The 21,380-nt window shown below is 52.2% G+C and carries 18 protein-coding genes; 3 read left to right on the top strand and 15 right to left on the bottom strand.

Translation table 11 applies throughout. The features are described 5' to 3' along the window. Positions 1-45: 45 nt before the first annotated feature. The 13 genes from rpoB to ON16_RS03525 form a co-directional block, all read right to left on the bottom strand. On the bottom strand, positions 46-3,741 hold the full coding sequence (gene rpoB, locus ON16_RS03585; protein ID WP_040659441.1) for a DNA-directed RNA polymerase subunit beta: 3,696 nt from the start codon (positions 3,739-3,741) through the stop codon (positions 46-48). A 537-nt stretch (positions 3,742-4,278) separates the two neighbouring features. Continuing rightward, positions 4,279-4,848, bottom strand: a complete 570-nt coding sequence (locus ON16_RS03580; RefSeq protein ID WP_040659440.1) for a rubrerythrin family protein — start codon at positions 4,846-4,848, stop codon at positions 4,279-4,281. A gap of 302 nt (positions 4,849-5,150) precedes the next feature. Continuing rightward, positions 5,151-5,336: a hypothetical protein gene (locus tag ON16_RS03575; RefSeq protein ID WP_040659438.1), complete on the bottom strand. Its 186-nt coding sequence runs from the start codon at positions 5,334-5,336 to the stop codon at positions 5,151-5,153. Between the two features lie 112 nt (positions 5,337-5,448). Continuing rightward, complete coding sequence (gene dsdA, locus ON16_RS03570) at positions 5,449-6,759, bottom strand: D-serine ammonia-lyase (protein ID WP_040659436.1); 1,311 nt, start codon at positions 6,757-6,759, stop codon at positions 5,449-5,451. 60 nt (positions 6,760-6,819) lie between these two features. Continuing rightward, on the bottom strand, positions 6,820-7,050 hold the full coding sequence (locus ON16_RS03565) for a hypothetical protein (RefSeq protein ID WP_040659431.1): 231 nt from the start codon (positions 7,048-7,050) through the stop codon (positions 6,820-6,822). A gap of 330 nt (positions 7,051-7,380) precedes the next feature. After that, on the bottom strand, positions 7,381-9,504 hold the full coding sequence (locus ON16_RS03560; RefSeq protein WP_243441755.1) for a methyl-accepting chemotaxis protein: 2,124 nt from the start codon (positions 9,502-9,504) through the stop codon (positions 7,381-7,383). Between the two features lie 254 nt (positions 9,505-9,758). Then, a complete protein-coding gene (ychF, locus tag ON16_RS03555; protein WP_040659430.1) occupies positions 9,759-10,868 on the bottom strand; it encodes a redox-regulated ATPase YchF in 1,110 nt (369 codons plus the stop codon). A gap of 93 nt (positions 10,869-10,961) precedes the next feature. Next, complete coding sequence (locus ON16_RS03550) at positions 10,962-12,149, bottom strand: tyrosine-type recombinase/integrase (protein ID WP_008726779.1); 1,188 nt, start codon at positions 12,147-12,149, stop codon at positions 10,962-10,964. A gap of 128 nt (positions 12,150-12,277) precedes the next feature. Beyond that, a complete protein-coding gene (locus tag ON16_RS03545; RefSeq protein ID WP_107434922.1) occupies positions 12,278-12,493 on the bottom strand; it encodes an excisionase in 216 nt (71 codons plus the stop codon). 20 nt (positions 12,494-12,513) lie between these two features. Continuing rightward, positions 12,514-13,803: a plasmid recombination protein gene (locus ON16_RS03540; protein WP_008726782.1), complete on the bottom strand. Its 1,290-nt coding sequence runs from the start codon at positions 13,801-13,803 to the stop codon at positions 12,514-12,516. A 366-nt stretch (positions 13,804-14,169) separates the two neighbouring features. Further along, positions 14,170-14,388 carry a hypothetical protein gene (locus tag ON16_RS03535; protein ID WP_008726786.1) on the bottom strand — a complete coding sequence of 73 codons (219 nt, stop codon included), beginning with the start codon at positions 14,386-14,388 and terminating at the stop codon, positions 14,170-14,172. Between the two features lie 438 nt (positions 14,389-14,826). Then, positions 14,827-16,146, bottom strand: a complete 1,320-nt coding sequence (locus ON16_RS03530) for a DNA primase family protein (RefSeq protein ID WP_044955957.1) — start codon at positions 16,144-16,146, stop codon at positions 14,827-14,829. Next, complete coding sequence (locus tag ON16_RS03525; RefSeq protein ID WP_008726792.1) at positions 16,112-16,744, bottom strand: CHC2 zinc finger domain-containing protein; 633 nt, start codon at positions 16,742-16,744, stop codon at positions 16,112-16,114. The genes ON16_RS03530 and ON16_RS03525 overlap by 35 nt, the downstream gene beginning before the upstream one ends. A gap of 207 nt (positions 16,745-16,951) precedes the next feature. On the opposite strand from ON16_RS03525, the gene ON16_RS03520 reads away from it, so the two are divergent. The 3 genes from ON16_RS03520 to ON16_RS03510 all read left to right on the top strand — a co-directional run bounded on the left by ON16_RS03520 (position 16,952) and on the right by ON16_RS03510 (position 19,981). Next, the gene (locus ON16_RS03520) at positions 16,952-18,055 is read left to right on the top strand and encodes a DUF6076 domain-containing protein (RefSeq protein ID WP_008726793.1); all 1,104 of its coding nucleotides are present in this window, start codon (positions 16,952-16,954) and stop codon (positions 18,053-18,055) included. A gap of 20 nt (positions 18,056-18,075) precedes the next feature. After that, positions 18,076-18,723 carry a hypothetical protein gene (locus tag ON16_RS03515; RefSeq protein ID WP_026648249.1) on the top strand — a complete coding sequence of 216 codons (648 nt, stop codon included), beginning with the start codon at positions 18,076-18,078 and terminating at the stop codon, positions 18,721-18,723. Positions 18,724-18,793: 70 nt separating this feature from the next. Continuing rightward, positions 18,794-19,981 carry a sigma-70 family RNA polymerase sigma factor gene (locus ON16_RS03510; RefSeq protein WP_008726794.1) on the top strand — a complete coding sequence of 396 codons (1,188 nt, stop codon included), beginning with the start codon at positions 18,794-18,796 and terminating at the stop codon, positions 19,979-19,981. Between the two features lie 108 nt (positions 19,982-20,089). On the opposite strand, the gene ON16_RS03505 is transcribed toward ON16_RS03510, so the two are convergent. Continuing rightward, positions 20,090-20,452 (bottom strand): nuclear transport factor 2 family protein, encoded by a 363-nt coding sequence (locus ON16_RS03505; protein WP_200895800.1) that lies wholly within the window; start codon positions 20,450-20,452, stop codon positions 20,090-20,092. 133 nt (positions 20,453-20,585) lie between these two features. Beyond that, positions 20,586-21,371, bottom strand: a complete 786-nt coding sequence (locus ON16_RS03500; protein ID WP_008726796.1) for an ABC transporter permease subunit — start codon at positions 21,369-21,371, stop codon at positions 20,586-20,588. Positions 21,372-21,380 lie beyond the last annotated feature (9 nt).

Here is a 21,380-nt window from a genome sequence, read left to right as displayed (position 1 = left end):
TCAGAATTTTGAGTTTTCGCAGTGTCGCTCTTTCTCAATTCCAAATCACTCGTCGTCAAAACCGGCGTTGTCTCCTTCGTCCAATCCGGCGTCCGCGCCGGCATCCTCGGGAGCATCCTCAATGTCAAATCCGGACTCCTGGAACTCCGTCTCCTCCGCCACGGCGTGGTGGCGGTCGTCCTCGGCATCCATACGGGCCAGATTAAAGGTATCCATGGCGTCTTCGTCTTCCTTCAGTTCGATCTGGTTGCCGTCCTCATCCAAAACACGGATATCCAGACACAGGGACTGCAGCTCCTTCACCAGCACCTTGAATGCCTCCGGCACACCCGGCTCAGGCACGTTGTGGCCCTTCACGATGGCCTCATAGGTCTTGACACGCCCCGTCACATCGTCGGACTTGACGGTCAGCATTTCACGCAGGGTATACGCCGCGCCATAGGCCTCCAATGCCCACATTTCCATTTCGCCGAAGCGCTGGCCGCCAAACTGGGCCTTGCCGCCCAAAGGCTGCTGGGTCACCAGAGAATAGGGGCCGGTGGAACGGGCGTGGATCTTATCATCCACCAGATGGTGGAGCTTGAGGAAGTACACGTAGCCGACGGTGACCTTGTTGTCGAACTTTTCACCGGTACGGCCATCGTACAAAACACTCTTGCCCTCGGGATCGAGGCCGGCCTTTTTCAGCTCGCCCTGAATATCTTCATAAGTGGCTCCGTCGAAAATAGGAGTGGCCACCTTATAACCCAGCTCGTGGGCGGCATAGCCCAGATGGACCTCCAGCACCTGTCCGATGTTCATACGGGAAGGCACGCCCAAGGGGTTCAGCACGATGTCCAGCGGTGTGCCGTCGGGCATAAAGGGCATATCCTCCTGCGGCAGAACGCGGGACACAACGCCCTTGTTGCCGTGGCGGCCTGCCATCTTATCGCCCACCTGAATCTTACGGCGCTGTGCGATATAGACACGGACAACCTGATTCACGCCCGGCCCCAGCTCGTCGCCGGCTTCGCGGGTAAACACCTTTGCGTCCACCACGATGCCCGTCTCGCCGTGAGGCACCTTCAAAGAGGTATCGCGGACTTCGCGAGCCTTCTCACCGAAAATGGCGCGCAGCAGCCGCTCTTCGGCGGTAAGATCCGTCTCGCCCTTGGGGGTGACTTTGCCCACCAGAATGTCGCCTGCGTGAACCTCGGCGCCAATGCGGATAATTCCGTTCTCGTCCAGATCCTTCAGCGCGTCCTCGCCCACGTTGGGGATATCCCGGGTGATCTCCTCGGGACCCAGTTTGGTATCCCGGGAGTCGATCTCAAATTCCTCAATGTGGATGGAGGTATACAGGTCCTCGCGGACCAGCCGCTCATTCAGAAGAACGGCGTCCTCGTAGTTGTAGCCTTCCCAAGTCATGAAGCCGACCAGAATGTTCTGGCCCAGAGCGATCTCGCCCTGCTCGGTAGCGGGGCCGTCCGCCAGCACGGTGGGGTCCGCGCCGCCGTGAACCCGCTCACCCACCTCCACGATGGGCCGCTGATTGATGCAGGTGGTGTGGTTGGACCGAAGGAACTTCACCAGCTTATAGTCCTTCGTCTCGCCGGAATCATATTTCACGGCTACGTGCCGGGCATCCATGGAGGCGACAACGCCGTCGCCCTCTGCCAGCACGGCAACCTCAGAATCAATGCAAATTTTGTGCTCCATGCCGGTGCCGACGATGGGGGCGTGGGGCTTGAGCAGAGGCACGGCCTGCCGCTGCATGTTCGCGCCCATCAGGGCGCGGTTTGCGTCGTCGTTGGGCAGGAAGGGGATCATGGCCGTCGCGATGGAGACCATCATACGGGGGGACACGTCGATATAGTCCACCCGATCCTTGTCAACCTCCACGATCTCGTCGCGGTGGCGGGCTATGATACGGGAGTTGATGAGACAGCCGTTCTCATCCAGCGGCTCCGCCGCCTGGCCGACGATGTAGTTATCCTCTTCATCGGCGGTCATATAGGTGATGTCCTGCGCCACATGGAACGTCTTCTTGTCGATGGCGCGGTAAGGCGCCTCGATAAAGCCGTATTCATTGATACGGGCATAGGTCGCCAAATAGGAGATCAGGCCGATGTTGGGGCCTTCCGGCGTCTCGATGGGGCACATACGGCCATAGTGGCTGTAATGCACGTCTCGAACTTCCATGTTGGCGCGCTCGCGGGAGAGGCCGCCGGGACCCAGAGCGGAAAGACGCCGCTTGTGGGTCAGCTCTGCCAGCGGGTTGGTCTGATCCATGAACTGGCTCAGGGGGCTGGAACCGAAGAACTCCTTGATAGCGGCGGTAACGGGCCGGATGTTGATGAGGCTCTGGGGCGTGACGATGTCCATGTCCTGAATCGTCATACGCTCACGGATAACCCGCTCCATCCGGCTAAAGCCGATGCGGAACTGGTTTTGCAGCAGTTCGCCCACGCACCGCAGACGGCGGTTGCCCAGATGGTCGATATCGTCCCGGTTGGAGACGTTCCGGGCAAGGCCGTTCATATAGTTAATGGAGGTGAGGATATCGTCGATAATGATGTGCTTGGGAACCAGTTGATCCTTGTGGAACTTGATCTGCTCCTTCAGCTCTTCGCCGGAATACTGGCCCAGCAGCTCCTGAAGCACATCGTAGCGCACCCGCTCCTTGATCTTGCACTCAGCCAAGGGATCAAAGTCCACAAAGTGGCTCAGATCGCACATCTTGTTGGAAATGACCCGGATCGGATCGCCGTCCGCCTCAATGGTCACCTCGCTGACGCCGCAGGCATCCAAGCTCTTGGCCTCGTCGGCCGTGAGCAGGTGCCCCTCTTCAAAGAGGATCTCGCCGGTGGAGGGGTCAGCCACGGGATAAACCAGCTTATAGCCGGTGATCCGGGGCCACAGGCACAGCTTTTTATTGAACTTATAGCGGCCCACGATGGACAGATCGTAGCGCCGGGGGTCGAAGAACAGGTTGTTCATCAACGTCTCGCAGGCTTCCACCGTGGGAGGCTCGCCGGGACGGAGCTTCCGGTAGATCTCCAGCATCGCGTCTTCATAGGTCTTGCAGGGGTCCTTCTCAAGGGTCGCCAAAATTCGGGGATCATCTCCGAACCGCTCGGTGATCTCCGCGTCGGTCTTCAGCCCCAGCGCCCGCAGCAGGCAGGTGACGGGGAGTTTCCGGTTTTTATCAATGCGAACCCAGAAGCACTCGTTGGCGTCCGTCTCATACTCCAGCCAAGCGCCGCGATAGGGAATCACCGTGGCCGAGAGGATGGGCAGATCGGTCTTCAGGTCGATCTCCTTGCCGTAATACACGCCGGGGGAACGAACGATCTGAGAAACCACTACGCGCTCCGCGCCATTGATGACGAAAGTGCCGGAATGGGTCATCAGGGGGAAGTCCCCCATGAAGATCTCCTGTTCCTTAATCTCCTCCGTCTCCTTGTTGCGAAGACGCACGGTCACCTTCAGAGGGGCCGCGTAGGTCGCGTCCCGCGCCTTGCACTCCTCCACGTTGTACTTGGGGTCCTCGTCCATCTTATAGTTGATGAACGTCAGCTCCAGATTTCCCTGATAGTCGGCAATCGCACCCACATCGGCGAAGACCTCCCGCAGTCCCTCTTCCCAGAACCACTTATAGGATTTCTTCTGGATCTCCAGCAGGTTCGGCATGGGCATAACTTCCTCGTGCCGGGCAAAGTTCTTACGAAGGCTTTTTCCGTAATACTTGTCTTTGGACATCTCTGATTCACGCAACCTTTCTGTCCGCTCCACCGGCCCTGTCCGACCGGTATCACGAATTGAACTGTGAGCAGACGCCGAAATTTTAGACACACACGGGATAGTTGTTAAAATTTCATTGATACGCTCTTGCTTTTTTATAGGAACTATGCTATCTTTATAACAGTAAATGAGAATGGCAGGCTATCTGCCGATCATCATAAGCGCCTTATTATACCATTTTCGAATCCGCCTGTCAAGGCGGTTTTCTTTTTTATTCCTCTGTGTCGAAAAAAGATGATACAATTTGCTATTTTCTTTTTCCAACATACACTTTTTATGGATTTTATGTCGGTGCGAAGCGCCGTTCCGCTCATGACCGTGACGGCAGTATGATGTGGATATTCCTCCACCAGGCTGCTGGCATCTCTGCGTGCAATCGCACCGCATGGTGCTTTTGCAGATTCATAAAAAAGCCGGTATGAAGGTTCCCAAAGGGACCTCCATACCGGCTTTTCAAAGCGTTTTCACGCCGTGCGCAAGATGTAAGAATAAAAATCAGGCTTCCTTCTGGAAGGTTGCCGCTTCAAAAGAGCCAATTGCATGGCACACGCTGCACACGTCCGGCCGCTTCTCATAGGTCGCGCCGCAGAACATGCAGCGGTAGCCGTTCACCGTAACGGTGTGATCCCGCGCCGCAGGTTCCGCAGGCGCCGCAGACTTGCCGGAAGTGCTGGCGCTCAACTGAGCCAGCGCCGCCAAAAAGGCGTGTTCATGATTGCGCTCAATGTTGGCAACATTCTCAAATAGCTCTGCCACATCGGAAAGGCCCTCTTCCCGAGCCGTCTTGGCAAAGTCGGGATACATGGTGGACCACTCGCTGAACTCGCCCTTCATGGACTCCATCAAATTGGATGCGGTTCCCGCAATCCCGCCGTTAAGATGCTGATAAAACAGCTTTGCGTGGATAGACTCGTTCTTTGCCATCCGGTCATACAGGTCCGCGATCTCGTCCAGTCCCTCCTGCTTTGCCTTCTCCGCGTAAAATGTGTAGCGGTTTCTGGCCATGGACTCCCCGGTAAACGCTGCCCGCAGATTTTTCTCTGTCTTGCTGCCTTTCAATTCCATCTTGATATCCTCCCAATTTTTTCTTTTTCTTAATTCTAATGCTTCAGCACCCATTCGTCAGTGACAAATCACACAGTTCCCTGCATTTTGTAATTTTTTATATGACATCTGCCATTCCGGTAACGAGTAAAAGCCCTATGCGCCGTCCACCAAGCAAGAACGGCTCGGGCGATTGAAAAAAGCGGTTGTTCACTTGATTCAGCGAACAGTACACAGGCGCAGTCCCGCAGTAGCAACCGAACATTCCCATCATAAATTTTTAAAAAACGGGCCGTTCTCCCATAGGGAGACGGCCCGCTCTCTCAGGAATAAAGCTGCTCGTCGTCGTAATCGTCGTATTCGCTGCCGAACCGCTTACTCAACTGCTTTTTCAGTCCACAGCAGCCCACACTGAGATCGTGCCATCCGCCGATCAGCAGACAGACAAACGCAGCCAGCGCCAGACTTGCTCCAACAATCTTCATAACCATACGCGCGGTTTTGCTCATATTGTAATCCTCCTTTTACGGGGTGCTTCTCACCGTTTCACGGGGAAACCGTTCCAGTTATTTAGTATGATACACCAGTCCGGAAAATATTACAAGGGTTTTCCGAAAAGGCTCAAAGACGCTTTGCAAGATATTCCCGCCGAGTCTCTTGCGGCACCAGTCTTCCGCCGGTCGCCCACAGGATATGAGCCGCGTGCTCCATCTTTTCCGCAAGGCCCCGTTCCTCCAGATAGTTCTGTGCCGCCGCAAACTGGACAAGGCCCCGATATCCGGCAAAAGCCGCGCAGGAAGATGGCTCGATAAAAATCTTCTCCGTTGCATGAAGCGCGCGCAGATCGTCAAACAACCGTCCGTCCGCAACCGTAAACTCGCCGGAAAGCGTCCGCTCCATCACGTCGCACACCAACTTGGAGGGCCGTCCCACCGCAAGGCCGTCCGCCTCCGTGATGCCGGTAAGCCCCGCATCCTGCACGCACACACCGTCTTTTTCCCCCGTGGCCAAGCCCAGCAGCATACAGGGACACTGTACCGGCTCCGCAAAAAACACATGAACGTTCTCACCATACAGCAGTTTCAGTCCGTACGCCACACCGCCGGGCGCGCCGCCCACGCCGCAGGGAATCGTTACAAACAGGGGATGATCCTCATCTACCGCCACATTCTGCCCGCGCAGCTGCTCCGCAAGGCGGCGGGCCGCCACCGCATAGCCCAAAAACAGATTCTTGGAGTGCTCGTCATCCACAAAGTAACTCATGGGGTCTGCGTCGGACAGTGCCCGTCCCTGCTCCACCGCTTTTCCATAGTCCCCCGCATATTCCCGCACAACCACGCCTTTTTGGCGCAGCAGATCCTTTTTCCACTGCCGCGCATCGGCGGACATATGAACCACGGCCCGATAGCCCAGCGCGGCGGACATGATGCCGATGGAAAGGCCCAGATTTCCTGTGGAGCCCACCTGAACCGTATATTTTGCGAAAAAGTCCCTGTGATCGGCAAGTGTGGCATAATCTCCGTCTTCCCGCAGCAGGCCCGCTTCCAGCGCCAGATCCTCTGTGTGCTTGAGCACCTCGTAAATTCCGCCCCGGGCTTTAACAGACCCGGCCACCGCCAGATCGCTGTCCATCTTTAAAAACAGCCGCCCGGCAGGGACGTGTTCCCGCCAGTTCATCCTCTCCCGCAGGGCAGGCAGCTCCCGAAGGGGCGACTCAATCCGTCCGCCGTCCGCCGCCGTCTCCGGAAAAAGACGCATCAGCAGCGGTGCAAAGCGGTCCAGTCTGGCCGCGGCATCGTCCACCTCCGCGGGATTCACCGGAAGGCTTTCCCGGACAGCGTCAAAAGGCTCTTGTTTCGGATTGATCCAGCAAGTCTCCTCCGCCGCCATCACATCCCGCAGTGCCGGGATCTTGTTCCACGCAGCTTTCATGGTTCCCCTCCTGTCAAGTTTCAGCCGGTTTATGCCCCGCCGCTTTTCCCCCGGCGTGCCTCATTCATCGTTTTCTTCGTCCTGCAATGTGGACAGAAATTTTGCCAGTAGCGGCACATACGTGGCCGCAAAAACCAACCCCGCCGCCCATGCGACGCATTTTCTCCTTCGAGCCGGGATCACAAGACCCACCAGAACCCCCAAGGCACACAGGCAGAACTTCAGCACCGCAATGTCTCTCCAATTGCAGGATCGCACATAGCGGTCGGCGGCAGAAAACAGATTTTTCATCAGTTGTTCCTCCTATCTCAGTCAATTCTTCAGAGTTTTCCCCAATTTCGCACGAAAACACAGAATTCTCTGACGTGCGGCTTTCGGTTGATGCGGGCGCGGAGCGCCGAACCGTCGCCAGTTCATATGCGCGGCCTCAAGTTTCAGGGCGGCGGCGCGCACAAAAGGCGCGCGTATCATGGTCGTTTCACGATGGCGATCGCTTTCCCCATTTCGTGCAGGAACCGGTCGACACGAAAAAATCCGTGCAGAAAGCACCTCCACCATTTGGTGCTTTTTTGCAAGAATCCCCCGCGCCGAATCGGGCGCGGGGGATTCCCCGATCTCATATCAATACTTTCCAGCAGTGGAAACCACGGCCCTTGCCTCAGTCTGGGCAGGAGCGCTCTTCACAGCGGAAGGCCCGTCTCCCATCAGTTTAAACTGGCCAACCAGATCCTTCAGAGCCTGCGCCTGCGCGGACATCTCCTCGCTGGAGGCGGCGCTCTGCTCCGATGTGGCAGAGTTGGTCTGCACCACACTGGAAATTTGATCCACGCCCTGCGTTACCTGTGCAATGGAGGCAGCTTGCTGTTGGGCAGCTTCTGCAATTTTATCCACCATTTCAGCCGTAATTTTGGCGTTCTCCGCCACGGAATTCATCGTCACGGCGGTAGCGTCTGCAATATTTGCCCCCCTTGCCACGGACTGCACCGCAGCTTCGATCAAGGCGGCGGTATCCTGAGATGCAGCGGCGGACTTTCCGGCCAAATTGCGCACCTCGTCCGCCACGACGGCAAAGCCCTTGCCGGCTTCTCCGGCTCGCGCGGCCTCCACAGCGGCGTTCAGCGCCAGAATATTCGTCTGGAACGCGATGTCCTCAATGGTCTTGATAATGCGTCCGATCTGCTGCGAATTCTCGCTGATCTCGCCCATTGCGGCCACCATATCCTTCATCTGGCCCTCGCACTGATCCATCATCGCACCCGACTCATCGACCTTACGGCTCGCCTCCTCCGCATTTTTGGAGGTCCCGCTGATCTGTTCGGAGATTTCCGTGATGGTGGCGGCCAATTCCTCAACCGAAGATGCCTGTTCCGTGGCGCCCTGACTGAGCGCCTGCGCTCCCGCAGCCACCTGATCGCTGCCGGAAGCCACCTGATCGGCGGCCAGTCCGATCTGCCGCATCGTCTCGCTCTGGCGGGAGATCAACTCTAAAACGGAGTCCATTACAGCCGCGTAGTCTCCTTGATACAGTTCCTCATTCGCGCTGGAAACGGTGAAATCGCCGTGGGCAATGCCATCCAGCCCCTGCCCCAAATCACCGATAATTCCAAAGATAGTTTTGGTAATTGATTCCGTGCTCTCCGCCAGCCGCTGTGTCTCATTTCTGCTGTGGACCTCGGGCACTGGGGACTTCAAGTCGCCCTGCGCCAACAGCTCCAGCCGGGCAGTGCACTTGGCCACAGGATCGCCGATCCGCTTGGCCACCCGCATGGCATTCAGCAGGGCCGACACGATTGCCACGGCGATGAAGAGCACCGTGATCAGGATGCCGTTGTAGGTAGACTGCATAAAGTCGCTCACCGGTGCATTGACGCCGATGCTCCAGCCGTCGCTTCCTTCAATCGGTGCATAGGACAGGAACTTGGTCACGCCGCCATATCTGTACTGCCCGAAACCGGCTTCGCCCGCAGCCATTTTCTTCTCAAGCGCGGCCAAATCGGTCAGAGAGGCATCCGTCTTGGCATCCTCGGCGGTATTCTCCTGATTTCTCACGTTATCCATGTTCTGGTGGGCAATGGTGGTTCCATTTTTATTCAGGATATACGCACCGGCATTCTCGCTGACTTTAATTTCAGTAACAATATCATTGAGAAATGTCTCTGTGGGAACGAAGTACACCACGCCCGCCACGGAACTGTTGGGCACACCGTCCTTCCAGATCGGGGCAGCCACAATAACCGTCACCTCGCCGGTGACCTTGCTGATCAGCGGATCGGAAACCCATGCGTTTCCCGCCTTTGCCTGCTGAAAATACTCCCGATCAGAATAATCGGTACCGTCAAAAATGCTTTTGCCGGTGAGGGAGAGAATATTCCCCCGCTGATAGCCGTGGTTCTCCACGCGTTGGTCGATAATCGTCTGCTTGTCCGTCGGGGAGCTGGAGGTGCTGGAAAGCCGCGCCACGCAGCCAGTCTCAACCGCCACGTTTTTGATGGATTCCAGCCGCTCCTGAACCTTGTCGGCCGCCACGTCGGACAGCTGCTCCATCGTTTGGTTCAGGGTTGCTTGGGTACTTCTGTAAATCAGGAAGGAGGCAACGGAACCCAGCAGAATCATGGGGATGGAAACAAGAATGCAGATTTCCACCATCAGTTCCTTGCGGATAGTAGACTGCTTTCCTTTCTTCCGTTTGGTTGGCTCCATGGATGCGTTTGCCGCGTCATTGCGCCATTTTTTCTCTCGTTTCATAAGCGTGCTTCCTTTCTGCCCGTTTCTTTCTCTAATTGCTCTGTCCCTGACGGTACTCCGCTTCGGCATAGGATTTCTATCCCGGGTCAGACAATCACGTATAGAAACTCTTTAGGACTTTATCGGTAAAAACCGAAAAATAATAAGAGGTCTATGCGCCGATTTTCTTTTTGGCAGTTGTTTTACACGTTTACGTCGTCTATGTGTTGCAATTCCTCCTGCAAAATTTCAAGGCGTGGTAAGTTCTCCGCTCCTCACACGTTAAAGCGGAAATAGATCATGTCGCCGTCCTGCACCTGATAGTCCTTGCCCTCGCTGCGCAGAAGTCCCTTTTCCCGGGCGGCGGCGACTCCGCCGCACTTCATCATGTCGTCATAGGCAATGACTTCCGCCCGGATAAAGCCCCGTTCGATGTCGGTGTGAATCTTACCGGCCGCCTGCGGAGCCTTCGTTCCCTTTTTAATCGTCCATGCCCGGCACTCGTCTTTTCCATAGGTCAGGAAGGAAATGAGGCCCAGCAGCGCGTAGGAACACTTAATCAGCCGGTCAAGGCCGGACTCCTTCACGCCCAGCTCCTCCAGGAACATCTCCTTCTCCTCGCCCTCCAGCTCAGCAATGTCCTGCTCCATTCGCGCGCAGATGGGCAGAACCTGACTGCCCTCCCTCTCCGCAAGAGCCTTCACCTGCTGGTAATAGGAATTGCCCTCTAAGTTGGTGAAACCGTCCTCGTCGGTATTGGCGGCATAAATGATCGGCTTCAGGCTCAACAGATCCGAGGTGGCGATCAGCGCCATATCCTCCGGCTCGCATTCATAGGTACGGGCGGATTTCCCGGCATTCAAGTGCTCTGCCAGCGCTTTGAACACGTCGGCCTCGTGGAGAAACTTTTTGTCGCCCTTGGCCGCCTTGGTGGCTTTTTCTACGCGGCGGTTCACCATTTCAAGGTCCGCCATCACCAGCTCCAGATCAATCGTTTCAATATCACCCAGCGGGTCCACCGGCACGTTGGTTCCCGCGTCGGCCACCACGTGCATGATGTTTTCATCGTCAAAGCAGCGAACCACATGAACGATGGCATCCGTCTCCCGGATGTTGGCCAAAAACTTGTTGCCAAGGCCCGCGCCCTGACTGGCGCCCTTGACAAGACCCGCGATGTCCACAAACTCCACCACCGCCGGGGTCTTTTTATCCGGCTGATACATCTCCGCCAAATGATCCAGCCGTTCGTCCGGCACGGCCACCATGCCCACGTTGGGATCAATGGTGCAGAAGGGATAGTTGGCGCTCTCCGCGCCGGCATTGGTAATTGCGTTGAACAAAGTGCTCTTGCCCACATTGGGCAGGCCCACGATACCTAATTTCATATATTCTAAATCTCCTTTATTTTCAATGGTTTTTCGGGTTTTGGGGACACACTCCGCACCAATTCCGCACCAATTTTTCGCAGCGCACCATTTTTAACTTGCCACATTGGTGTCCTGTTCGAACAGTTTGATGGCGTTGGTCAGGGATGTGTCGGTGACATGGACATAACGATCCATGGTTGTTTTAATGCTCGCATGACCGAGCAGCTTCTGCAAGACTTTCGGCATAACGCCCCGTTCAATCGCACGGGTAGCGTAGGTGTGTCTCAGAGCGTGCATACAGAACCGCTTGATTTTCGCCTCATCGCACAGCTTGTACAGATGGGTGTCATAGGAACTGTTTTTTGCAGGCTCTCCGGTACGGAAATTGATAAACACCAAATCTCGCATACAAAGGTACTCTGTCTGACCTGTCCGGCGATCCACATATTCCAGAATCTGAGATAACAGTTCTGATTCTTTGCGGGTGAAGCGTTCATCGTAGCACGATTTCAATACATCGTATGCCCGCTTCGTCAGCAGGATCGTGCGGTAGCTGGTCTTTGTCTTAGGAGGACCAGCACGCCAAATGCCTTCGCTGTGGCGATATTCCAAGGTCTTGTTGACAGTCAGTGTCCGCTTCTTCCAGTCAATCGCATCCCAAGTCAAGCCGATCATTTCCGAAGTGCGCAGTCCGGTCTCCAACAGCAATACATACTGTCTGTAGTTGTGAGAGCGTTTTGCGGTTTCCAGAAACAGCGTCTGTTCTTCCACAGTTAAGAACTTGATGTCATCCACAGCCCGGACGGGCTTCGTATAACGAACCCCGTCCATAGGATGTTTTGTAAGCATATCGTTCATGACTGCGGCTCGGAACATGGTTCCCATGGCAATATACGCCTGCCGAATGGTGGAGCCAGCATAAGTGGCTTCCATCCGATTCAGGACAATCTTGCAGTGCATGGGTTTGACATCACATAAGCGCATATTTCCGATAACAGGCTGGATGTTCTTTTGATACCGTTCCCGGTAATTTCGCCGGGTGTTGGGAGCCAGATCCGCAATCAGATTGGTGATCCAGAACTCAAACCAGGCATCCACCGTCATTTCGGAGGATGTGTTGCAAACATCGTGCTTATCTTCGTACTGCGCATCAGCCAGCCAGTTGCGAGCTTCCGGAAGTGTGTCAAAGTGCTTTTCCTTGCGGGAGCCGTCCTTTGCGGTATATCTTGCGGCGTACTTTCCGTCTTTTCTCTGGCAGATACCTTTGCCAATTTCTTTGCCTTTTAAGTTTTTGCCCATTTAATGAACTCCTTTCCTGAGTGCCGGAAACGAGAGTTCATCACGACACTCCATTCTATCATGAAAGTGCTTTTTTTTCAATAGATTTCGATGTTTTTGGTGCGCACCAATTTTGCCTGTTCTGTTCATCAAATCGCAACTCTCCCTTCGATAAATTCCTCAAAAGCCTTGCGTTTGACCAGTTTCTTTGTACCTACATACAATACAAAGGGACAGTTGGGTTGTTTCAGCATCTCGTCAATCTTGTTGATTCCGATATTGCTGTATTCAGCCGCTTCCCGAATGGAAAGCAGCATTTTACGGTCGATAGGCAGGATCGTTGCCTGCTGGTTCTGATTCATCATAGGCACAAATAATTCCTTTCTTATATTTCCATATCCCGTCCGTGCTTGCGGGCAGGAGCCTTGTGTTCACGAGTTTCCTTTCCTCTGGCGAGGATGGCAGAAAGAAAAGCCCTGACCCGTTCTGCTGCGATTTCCAACGCATCCAGATAGGGCTGGGCTTTTTCTTTCAGTTCTTTATATTTTTCGTTCAGTTCGTCATGCCGCTGTTTCCAGATGGAAGCGGATTTTACAGCGGAAGCCAATTTTTCTTTCAGGCGTTCATTCTCAGCATTGAAGATAATTCCGTTTGTGGCGTATCGTTTCAGGGTATCGCACTGGTCTGCTGTGAGGGTGACATTTCCGGTGAAGGAATTTTTCTTACCCATCGCTTCAATATCCTGCACGGTCACTGCCACCGTCTTCGCAGTCTTGGTTTCCTTTTGCAGAGCTTTCAGCTTCTTTTCCTGTTTCTCCACAGCAGATTGGGTATCCGCCAATGCCTGTTCCGCTTGGTCTGCCCGTGCCGTCACAGCTTCCAGACGCTGGGTTTCGGCTTGCACCTTAAACTGAGTAACGGTCAGATGTTCCTCGGTGCTGCCACGCTCTCCACGCTCCACATCGGTATATCCGGCAGCTTGCATGAAATTGAAAAAGTCATCCTGCAACACACTGTAGGACGACTTCAAAATCTTTTTTCCTTTTGTGTTCAACATGGGATTGCCGTTCCCGTCAAGAACAGGTTTGGATTCCCATTTCTTACTGCGGCTGACCTGCATGATCGTTTCCTTGACTGTTCCCCGGAGGGCTTCGTCCTTGCACCGCTTCGACCAGAGAATCTGTTTTTCCACCACCGGGATATAGACCACATGAAGGTGGTAGTGGTACACATCCTCGCCAAGAGCTTCCGACATTGCCCGGTTGCGCTCATCGGCGTGCATGACAGCAGAGAGAATATACTGCTCACCGCCTACAACCTCCACGGCGGCTTTATAGGCATCAGCGTAGAACTGTTTGGCAAATACATAGCCGCCGTGATTATAGAAGTAAGCGGAGTTCACATCGAATACCAGCTCACCGTATTTCACGGCATCCGCTTTCAGACCTCTGGTGGAGATCACCTTGTCCTGTTCCATCTGCGTAAACATTTCTTCATATCCGGCTGTCGGTTCTTTGAAATGAATGTTCAGAGAAGAACGCTCCGGCACGATGTCCTGATTGCTGTAACTGTCTTTTTCCCGTTCATTGTGTTCCTGCACCTTTGCCAGATCATCGGCAGTTTCAATGTCCTGATGGCGGGCAACGGTGCGGTCAATTCCATCATTTCTTGCCATGGGTCATGCTCCTTTCCGAGAGGATTTGCGAGGGACGAGGGGCTTTCGAGAGGCACTTTTTCAAAGTGTAATAACCCACTATTACACTTTCATCCATACTGGCTGCAAAGTGCCGTGGGCTCTCCGAGGGCTCCTCCGGAGAGGGGGTGCGGTCACTGCGGTGACCTCTGCTGTCCAGTCCGAAAAATGTCCCCGGCCTTTTTCTCTTGTCCAGCCTGTCTGCCAGCGGAATTGCACCACAATCCCTTGCAGACAGCGGCAGCGAACAATCCGCAGTTTTGCCGATTGTATTCACTGCCAGTCCATAGGAAGCACTGCGGCACTTCCTATGGGGACGGGAGCTGCGAGGGGATAAGATACGCCGCATCATCGCTCCCTCCGTTTCTGCCACACGATGTCATAGCCCAGCACATCGGCAAGCTCGATGACCTCTTTGTAGCGGATGCTCTCTCTTTGGAGCTTTGCAGAAAGGTTGGATACGCTGTCCGACCAGTCGTGTTCCTCCGCCAGTCTGTCCACAACCTCCTGCATGGTAAATCCGGCACGGACGATCTGTGCCTTGATTTCATTTCGTACATTACTCATATTGAAAAACCTCCATAATTTTGTTCATGAAAAAGCGAAGCAGCTGCGCCCATTGGCGTGTCCGCTTCGCTGTACCGTGTAATATCTGATTTTCATAAAATGCGATAGAAATACCGCCTGTGATGTCCTGCACATAAGCACCCCTAACCCATTTCACTGTTTTGTGTGCTTTGGTCTGTAACAGTGAAAACAGCCATGATTTCGCAAAGGCTGTTCACTGTCCAGAGAAGCACTGTTTCGCAAAATGATTTCGCCCTGCGGTCAAAATTTTTGCTGTTTCCATTACCATTGATTTTCTATCCCCTAAAATAAGGGGGCTGCGGATGCTCCCAAGATAGAAAAACGATAGTAAGTGAAAAGTACGTGTACCAAGTGTACGATTGACACTCGGCTCCATCCGGTACGGATGGTACACGTATTTCTGAGTTACTGCTGTTTTTACAGAAACGGTCTTTGCAGAAGTTCAATGCCCACAAACCCTCTGGCAAATCGCCCGCCGCCGATGTTGACCTTGTTGGTGTATTCAAGGTTATAGCGGCTTTCATTCTGCTTTAGGAAGGAACCGAAGCTCTTTTGGGAAAGGCTGTTCAGGGCGTTATCATCACACCACTGCTTGTAAACAGCGTACAGGTTTTTGGAGCTTGCTTCATAATCCGCACGGAAGCGGATATATCCCTCGGAAGCCAGAAAATCAATGATGTTGTTTCCGTCAGAAACGGCATCGTTCAGATTGTCCAAAGCCGACTGGCTCAGGGTAAATCGGAAATCATTTGCAATCAGGCGGTGCAGTCCCTCCAACGCCCAGAGGAAGATGCCCTCTGCTTCGGCAGTCATCTTTTCCGCAATATAGGGATCGTCTTTTCTGTTTGGGTCTTTCTCCTTGGTTGTCAAAATGATCTGTCTGCGGAAGAAGCCCACACTCCGGTCATGGAGGGCTTGCAGGACACCGTTCCCAAGTCCGATGAACCGCACATACAAATCTCCCTGATAGCTTTGTTGTCGCTTTCTCTCCAAATCCATGGGCAGCTCTGCGGTGATAATCGCCTTGATATTGTTGGTCTGGGGCAGCGCTTCCAGCTTCATATCATCGTCCAGCATCAAAAGCTCATGTTCCAAGTCGGCACGGGCAAAGTTGCTTGTCTCCACCTTTGCCACGCTTCCGGTTTTCATGTTGGTTCCCAACAGCGCACGAAGAACAACGCCGATCCGGCTCTTGCCTTCGCCGCCCTTTCCCGTCAGCATGAGCATCTTCTGACCTTTGGTGGAGGGGATGAAGCAATAGCCGATAAATTCCTGTAAGGTCAGAATGTCCTCCGGCTCCAAAAGCTGGGACAAAAAATGCAGCCATGTGACTGGCTGCGGAGCTTCCGGATGATAGGCGACGGGTAAGCGATTGCGGCAGTAATCTTTTTCCGTGCTGAATGTGCCATCCAAATGATAGGTGCCGTTTGCCACATGGATGCGGTCTTGATACAGGAGAAGATCGGCAGCACAGCACTCCATTCGCATTACATCCAGAAGATTTGTGACCCTTTTTGCAATGTTGCTGGTCACATAGGGCTTGATACGGTCATAGATTTCTTTTTTCAGCCTGTTTTCATCGTTCACAATGCCGTTTACCGTGAAAAAGGTTCCGTTTACCGTAATCATGGGATAGTCCCTGAGAAATTCTTCACAGAAAATGACTTCGTTGATTGCTTTACCGTCAAACCATACCGCAATATCAGCGGATGGGTTCTGTGCTGCTTCTTTGCTCATGGGGCAGTACCTCCTTTTTCTTTCGTGCCACATAGTCCTGAAGAAAAGCAATCTTGCCCTCCTTCATCATCCCGTCCACCACGGCACCCCGTTCTTCCAGAGTGCCTACGGTCAGGATGTCAGCCAGATATTCCATGTGGTCGAGCATCTGGCAGGCTTCCACGAAACGGTCATCCAGCTTGTCCTCCGGCGTTCTGGGCGCATACCGCACCTTCCAATCTTCCAGCAGATGCAGATAATCCGTCAGCACCCGGAAGCAGAGCATTTCATCCTCCCGGAACTGGCGGATATGGGGGCGTTTTGTCTTGTGTGGAACTGCCACGGCTTGTCCCGGCTCGGTGCTGATACCGAAGTCCGCAGCCAGCCTTTGCGCCGCTTCGTAATTACTGAGATCAAACAGCCTTGCCACGAAGTCGATCACATCTCCCTTTGCTCCGCAGCCGAAGCAGTAGAAATACTCCTCGTTTAGCTTCAAGCTCGGATTTCGGTCATTGTGGAACGGACAGCAAGCCATACCGTTTCGGTTGACCCGCAGCCCGTAGTGTTCGGCGGCTTGTCTGACCGGGACAGCCGCCTTGATTGTTTCATAGATTGTCATTGAAAATCCTCCATTTCATAGTTTTGAAAAAGAAAAACACCCGCCGAGTGGCAGGTGCTTCGCTCCTTCTACTATGGTTATGCCGGATTTCGCAAAAAACAGGCTAATCGGAGGACAACCCCGTTTCAAAAAACAGGACAGCAGTAGATTTCTTCACATTTGGATGATATAATAAGAGAAAAAGGAAAACAGGACAGGAGGACGAATATGAATCAGGAATTGATGACGCTGGATTTCTGGCAGGATACGGTCATATACGAGGATAAAACGCTGCCCACCGGCACACTTGCCTGTGATGCGCTGAATGTATCCACCGATACCCTTGCCCGGATGAACGAGCAGTGTGACAAAATCAATCTGCTGCTGGGACAGCTGAACGCCGCTCAGGATGCTTCTGCATTGTTTCCAATGGTAAGGGAAGCTGCACTGACGATGCTTGATATTCTCAGCGTCACCCCTCCGTTTCCTTATATGGACATTCCAAAGCACCGGGAACGGATTCAAACGGTCTTTACGGCAGAAAATGCACAAAAATATGTAGAGTTCGCAATAAAAGCAACGACCAATTCATTGCCATTTGAGGAAGTCCCGATGTATGCAGATGCGATGCTGCTCCAACGCTACACGGCGGTTTTCGGGCATCTGGCGTACTCTCTTGGCGAATATCAAAAGGCTATGCTTGATTTTGCCGAAAAAACGGACGGCAATGAAGCAGACCGTACAGCAGAAGGATTTGCCAAGTTATTCGGCACCTGTTTTCCACCGGAGTTCTCCATTACGGAAGGCAATGCCTGGATGGCTGCATCCAATAATTCTATCCAGTATGTTTCTGCGCTTCGTCCCGGCTATGATGTGCCGATGCTGGTCAAGCGGATGCACTTCCTTACTTTTGTGGGGATGTTCCGTACGGACTTGTTTGAGGGTCTGTGCGTGGGTCACGCACCAAAGAAATGTCGTATCTGCGGCAAATGGTTCCTGACCACCAATGCAAGGCATACCAAATACTGCGGCGGATATGCGCCGGGGGACAAGCTGCACCGCACCTGTCGGCAGATCGGCAATCTGAAAGGCAGAACCCAGAGAGAACTTGCGGATGATCATCCGCTGAAACAGATATATGAGAAGCGGCTGAACACCATAAACCGATATATCAAGCGTGGCACACTGGATGCGGAACTTGCCAAGGCGATGAAAAAGCTGGCAAAGGATAAGATGCTCCGGGCAATCAGTGATGTTGCCTATGCCCGTGGGGATTATGAAACGGAAATGGAACAGGACGCTTTGCAAAGTGAAGCTGAAAAGAAAATTTGAAGTTGTGGAGGTGAAATGAAGTGGAAATAACGCCAAATGGTTTACAAAAAGAATTGACGACTTTGCTATCAGAGCTGGTTTTTGATACAGGATTTAAAAAGAAAAAAATCGGATGGTTAACTCGAAAGGTTGGAGAATGTGAACAATTTTTTACTATCACTTTCACAAGGGATCGTGGTTTGCCGGGGAATCTCTATTCTGTAAATTTTACGCTTTCATTTACATATAAAGAGGTAGATAGACTTACAAGTTTATTTTTAGGAATGGAATATGACCCTAAGTGGTCTACGGGTGCATGGATGTTCTATACACAAATTCCAAACTACACAATGAGCACGTTTAAGTATTGTTCCGATGAACCTATGCAGACTTATGCTGAACGCATTGCAAATTACTTTAGAAAATATGCACTTCCGTATTATGAGAAAATTGATACGTTAGAAAAAGTTGCAAAAATCTTTGAACAAACTGCATCCGCAAAAGACAGCGATAAAGCGAGAAACTTTTTTGTTGTCCGCCGTTTGCGGGGGAGTGAAGATGATTGCTGTTATGCGGCGATACTTTGCGTGCAAGGAAAATGGAACAAATTGAGAGACTTTCTTCCTATAGCAAGAGAACTTAGCATAGAAGAAAAAGAGCGCATAGAAAAATATATTTCAGATAAATAATCAAGCGCACAACTTCCAGTTTGTCTAAGAGAAAATATGTCCTCACGGAAGCCGAAGGGGAGGTGCGCTTATGCTGAGAGAATATTCATGGGACATGACCGGGTACAAGCCAAAGTCCTTTCCCGATACGCCCGACAGTGGCATTACAAGATATATGGCAGAGCGCATCTTCCAACTGGAACCGGAGCTGCCAAAGGCAGAGAACATCAATGATTACATTCTGTCTGCTCTCCGGGAAAAGGATTTGAAATACTTTTCGTTTTTCCTGCACCATTACGAGCCACAGCTTAACAATCGCATCAAAAGCTTTCTTGGCGTAGACAGCGGCGATCAGTATGACCCAGAGCGTTTTTTGGATATAAAACTTTCCTGCCGGGAGGCTATGCTCCAGAAGCTGCCGGACTATGCCCCTGAAAAGGGTGCTGAATATGCTACCTACATTTATCCCTTCATACGGGATGCCATGCTCCGTTTTCGCATGGGCGAAGAACAATGGTCGGTATCCTCGCTGACCAGCTATAAGATGCTCCGCACCATGGCATGGCTTTACCACAACACAAAAGATGCCATTGCTGAATTTTCAAAAAAATATAACTGCGATCTTGCGCTGGCAGAGGAATATTTGAAAGTTGTCCGTGGTATCCGCAATCAGCAGCCATTCTTTGTGACCGAGCAGGACGAGGACGGCGAGGAAACAGGCGAGGATGTGACCCGTGACTATAGCTGGAACTATGCCGATATTCTATGGGATGGTATACAGGCTGAAAAGGTGCGGAAAGCATTTGAAAAGCTGAACTACCGGGAACAAACCTTGTTGGAAAAACGGCTTGCCATCTGCATGACCTGTGGGCGTGTCGGTTCATGGAAAAACCGCCCTACCTTTGAAGAATTGGCTGTCATGTTTGAGGGCAGCTCCGCCAGCGGTGCGGAACGAGCCTACCGGAAAGCAGCGGAACATCTGACACTGCTGTTGGTAGAAAACGGCGGTATCCATGCAGTCCGGCTGAAACAGAAGTCCAAAACCAAACGAAAAAAGAAAATTGCCACCGCAGTCTACGAATATCAGGCAGACTGCGATGGCGAATGGGGAGAAATTTTATTCGATTTTGAAAACGGCACAGGGTCGATTGTCCGGCTTGCCGACTGGGATACCATGATTTCCAATGTTTTTGCAAAACGGGTGATCCGGTATCTGCTGAATTGCGAAAATGATAGATTGCCAAAAGAAACCATGTTTGCGTTTGAGATGTATGAATAAAGGCGAGTAAAGTTTACCAGCCATAAGAAGAAAAAACTCGAAAATAAAAAAAGCCGCTGCCGCATGGTTGGTTCCATGTAGCAGCGGTTTTTCACCGGCAGCATTCAATCAATATTCAATAGGCAAATTATGCTGCTTCAAAAAAGACAGTTTATCCCAATATCCTCTCTGGAACAGAATTTTACCATTTACAACATGGAAGAAGCCGCATCCCCGCAGTCCCAGCGGGTCTTTCCACTCCAAAATTGCCCATTGTCCATCTTCAAAAATATTCTCTACAATGGCTGTCATATCGGCAGTGGCAAATTCTGCTGTAAACATTTCTCTGATTGCGTCTATCCCGATCACAGGCTCATTGGTCACCTGATGGTTGGTTGCATTATCATGGTACAGGCTCACGATTGCATCTACATCGTGGCCATTAAAGGCATCTACCCATTTGCATACTACTTCTTTTGGTCGTAACATCATGATTTCCTCCATATATCTTTGTCTACTGTTTTCATTATACAATCTTCATGTAAAAAAGCAATTCCCCCATGAAAACAGGAATTGCTTTTTTATGTAGACTTGAGACAGTTATACTGAAGATTTGAACATAGGCTTACAATTCACGCCGCTTCCACTGATTCAATGCAGCAACGATACAAGCACCCACAACAGCGAATGTCAAAACGATAAAGGAAAGTCGGAATCCGTGCAGTGCCACCTCATACACATCGTAGTAGCGCAGAGGGGTCAGGTAATCCAAAATTTGATTTTCTGTGTATTCGGCTGTAAAGGCCAGAGCATAGGCAGCCAGCATGGAAATCGTACCTGTCCTCACCGCAGCCTTATAGGACATAAACAGGCTGGCAAACAGCAGCCCCAGAGCGAAAAAGAGGAACTGGGTAAAGAACATTCCCATGGTTGTGGTGAGCACTGCTCCCGGCTGTTCCAGACCGCCCAAAGGAAGAACGATTGTAAAATAATTACATAAACCGCTGAACAGGGCAAACACCAGCAGATTTACCGCCGAAACGATCACCTTCGCCAGTACAATGGTTTTCCGTTCCACAGGCTTTGTGAACAGGTATTCCGAGGTTCCGAACTTCTTTTCCTTCGCCACACAGGACAACCCCAGAGACATGGCATAAGGGAACGCCAGCAATCCTTCCCAGAAATAGATGCACACATACCAGCCAAGGGATGTGGTTAAATCGCCTTTGACCCCAAACATAATCATGATCAATCTCGGAAATTGGCTGACCATCGTTGCCATTTCATTCAGACTGTCCTGTAGAGACAGAAGCTCAAAATAGCAGAAACCGCACAGAAGCAGCATGATCCCTAACCAGATCAACAAGAGCCTTCTGGTTTGGCGGAACTCATTTTTAATCAATGTTTTCATGTTTGCACC

Source organism: Oscillibacter ruminantium GH1 (assembly GCF_000307265.1).
GTDB lineage: Bacteria > Bacillota > Clostridia > Oscillospirales > Oscillospiraceae > Oscillibacter > Oscillibacter ruminantium.
The sequence above is the reverse complement of the archived record's forward strand: the minus strand, read 5'-3'. Positions and strand labels throughout refer to the sequence as shown.

Excerpts from the sequence above, each read along its gene's own strand:
- ON16_RS03575 (WP_040659438.1), bottom strand. The coding sequence starts at position 5,336 with ATGAGCAAAACCGCGCGTATGGTTATGAAGATTGTTGGAGCAAGTCTG.
- ON16_RS03530 (WP_044955957.1), bottom strand. The coding sequence starts at position 16,146 with ATGAGCAAAGAAGCAGCACAGAACCCATCCGCTGATATTGCGGTATGG.
- rpoB (WP_040659441.1), bottom strand. The coding sequence starts at position 3,741 with ATGTCCAAAGACAAGTATTACGGAAAAAGCCTTCGTAAGAACTTTGCC.
- ON16_RS03540 (WP_008726782.1), bottom strand. The coding sequence starts at position 13,803 with ATGGCAAGAAATGATGGAATTGACCGCACCGTTGCCCGCCATCAGGAC.
- ON16_RS03525 (WP_008726792.1), bottom strand. The coding sequence starts at position 16,744 with ATGACAATCTATGAAACAATCAAGGCGGCTGTCCCGGTCAGACAAGCC.
- ON16_RS03560 (WP_243441755.1), bottom strand. The coding sequence starts at position 9,504 with ATGAAACGAGAGAAAAAATGGCGCAATGACGCGGCAAACGCATCCATG.
- ychF (WP_040659430.1), bottom strand. The coding sequence starts at position 10,868 with ATGAAATTAGGTATCGTGGGCCTGCCCAATGTGGGCAAGAGCACTTTG.
- ON16_RS03550 (WP_008726779.1), bottom strand. The coding sequence starts at position 12,149 with ATGGGCAAAAACTTAAAAGGCAAAGAAATTGGCAAAGGTATCTGCCAG.
- ON16_RS03545 (WP_107434922.1), bottom strand. The coding sequence starts at position 12,493 with ATGATGAATCAGAACCAGCAGGCAACGATCCTGCCTATCGACCGTAAA.
- ON16_RS03580 (WP_040659440.1), bottom strand. The coding sequence starts at position 4,848 with ATGGAATTGAAAGGCAGCAAGACAGAGAAAAATCTGCGGGCAGCGTTT.
- ON16_RS03520 (WP_008726793.1), top strand. The coding sequence starts at position 16,952 with ATGAATCAGGAATTGATGACGCTGGATTTCTGGCAGGATACGGTCATA.
- ON16_RS03565 (WP_040659431.1), bottom strand. The coding sequence starts at position 7,050 with ATGAAAAATCTGTTTTCTGCCGCCGACCGCTATGTGCGATCCTGCAAT.
- ON16_RS03500 (WP_008726796.1), bottom strand. The coding sequence starts at position 21,371 with ATGAAAACATTGATTAAAAATGAGTTCCGCCAAACCAGAAGGCTCTTG.
- dsdA (WP_040659436.1), bottom strand. The coding sequence starts at position 6,759 with ATGAAAGCTGCGTGGAACAAGATCCCGGCACTGCGGGATGTGATGGCG.
- ON16_RS03510 (WP_008726794.1), top strand. The coding sequence starts at position 18,794 with ATGCTGAGAGAATATTCATGGGACATGACCGGGTACAAGCCAAAGTCC.
- ON16_RS03535 (WP_008726786.1), bottom strand. The coding sequence starts at position 14,388 with ATGAGTAATGTACGAAATGAAATCAAGGCACAGATCGTCCGTGCCGGA.
- ON16_RS03505 (WP_200895800.1), bottom strand. The coding sequence starts at position 20,452 with ATGATGTTACGACCAAAAGAAGTAGTATGCAAATGGGTAGATGCCTTT.